Here is a 1725-nt window from a genome sequence, read left to right on the forward strand (position 1 = left end):
AGTATTTCCCTTAAACAGTATAGGTGAGAAATACTTACCATGAGCACCAATATACCAGCAAATATCTACTTCAACCTTTCCGTCAACCACAAGATGCTGGGATCTATGACCTATAAAAAATATCTGAATTTCAAATAGTATGTTTTTAACGAGCATCCAGTAAATTTTTATCTGCTTTTTATATCACCAATTTTATTCAAAATAGATCGTGCATATATGGTCATACCGATTTTGGTAGGCATCTATTCAAGCTTATAGGAGAGTAATATGAACATCTCAGTCAACACACGAACAGCTTTTATTAGCCCTGGCGTTAGATTCGACCTTGAGCGAAGATTAGGACGAATGTATCGAAAGGCTGCAGGGTCTATTCAACGAATCAACGTTAACCTAGAAGATGTGAATGGCCCAAAAGGCGGCGTTGATAAACAATGCAAAGTTAAGGTTACACTGTTCGGGCTCCCGTCGATTCTTATTACTACTAAACGAGACAGCACAGAGAAAGCATTTGTAGATGCATTACAAAAAGTAAACCAGACCTTGTTTCGTAAGCTCAAAAAACATAATCGAGTTCGCAGAGCTACTCCCTTGCTCGACGTTACTGAAGAGGCCAATGAAGCCAAACTGGTTGTTTAACCTCTAGCAACAACAGGCTGCAGATCGATCAACCCTGACTGGGTGAATCGCTGACGCAGTCTGCTTTTGACGCTGCAACAAAACCTTTAATCAAGACACCGTATCCTCTCTCCGCGAAAACACCTTTAAAAATCAGGTCACAAAATAACTATACGAATTTACCCCTCCGCTCAGGATAGTTAGAGTCAATGATCTACTGTGATTTTTCAGGTAGTTTATGAACTACCCAGTATCCCACACTCATCGCGAAGACTAGTACTGCGGTGGCATAAACATACTCTGGTTGAACCTCTTTGTAATCCAGAATAATCACCTTTCGCGCTACCGCCATTAGGGCAGTAGCCATCACAATCTTTACATGAATCACATCATCACGTAGATAGACGGTAATATTGATAAGGATCTCAATGGCAATCAAGACTGCCATGAACGCCCCAAACGTTGCCAACATATCAGAGATAGTGAGTATAAACAGCGGCGGTGTTATGAGCTTTTGATACAGTGTCCAGCCAACATCAATAACGCCCATCACAATAACGACAGCCATCAATATTGAGAGTAACCGGACGCAGTACCGAACCAAGACATAAATACGAGAAATCAAAATACTTTCAGTGTCATTTTTCATCTTAAGTGTCCTATCTAATAAGGTATTGAATCACTCACTATTTAACAACAGGAGACTCAAACCCTTCTGGCTTCAAAGTCAGCACTGAGCAATTGACCTTACCCAAAATAGACTCTGCGGTATTGCCTATGATCATGCCAGCAACATTTGAACGGCACACAGTCCCCATCACCAAGATATCAATTGACTGATCATCGACGAATTTGGGTATTTCATTCTTGGGCTGCCCCTCAACTAAATGTATCTCTCGAATACGCCGCTTAGCATGCCCCGTTAGGGCGTCAACTCTCTCTTTCCTAGAGTGCTTTTCTTCTCTTGCCATAGCTCCGACCTCGAAGTCACTGCGCCGCCCCCAAGTACTAAGATACCCTTCACCCGCAAGGTGCCAGATATGAACAATATGCAGCTCTGCGCGATATAACTCCGCCAGNCTCAAAGCTGCATCAAGTATCTGCTGATTC

The 1725-nt window shown here is 42.3% G+C and carries 3 protein-coding genes; 1 reads left to right on the forward strand and 2 read right to left on the reverse strand.

Annotated features, from left to right (window positions below; all coding sequences use genetic code 11):
- The first annotated feature begins 267 nt into the window (after positions 1 to 267).
- Positions 268 to 636, forward strand: coding sequence for a hypothetical protein (locus A3761_RS24455; protein ID WP_068553808.1), 369 nt, complete (start codon positions 268 to 270; stop codon positions 634 to 636).
- Between the two features lie 193 nt (positions 637 to 829).
- On the opposite strand, the gene A3761_RS24460 is transcribed toward A3761_RS24455, so the two are convergent.
- Together A3761_RS24460 and A3761_RS24465 are read right to left on the reverse strand one after the other, a co-directional pair.
- Positions 830 to 1264: a phosphate-starvation-inducible PsiE family protein gene (locus A3761_RS24460; protein WP_068515468.1), complete on the reverse strand. Its 435-nt coding sequence runs from the start codon at positions 1262 to 1264 to the stop codon at positions 830 to 832.
- A gap of 37 nt (positions 1265 to 1301) precedes the next feature.
- The coding region (locus A3761_RS24465; RefSeq protein ID WP_197473243.1) for a universal stress protein at positions 1302 to 1725 on the reverse strand (424 nt) is incomplete at its 5' end.

Source organism: Oleiphilus sp. HI0123, assembly GCF_001635315.1.

What these genes read in the sequence shown, in the direction of transcription:
- A3761_RS24455 (WP_068553808.1), top strand. Translation starts at nt 268, where the DNA reads ATGAACATCTCAGTCAACACACGAACAGCTTTTATTAGCCCTGGCGTT.
- A3761_RS24460 (WP_068515468.1), bottom strand. Translation starts at nt 1,264, where the DNA reads ATGAAAAATGACACTGAAAGTATTTTGATTTCTCGTATTTATGTCTTG.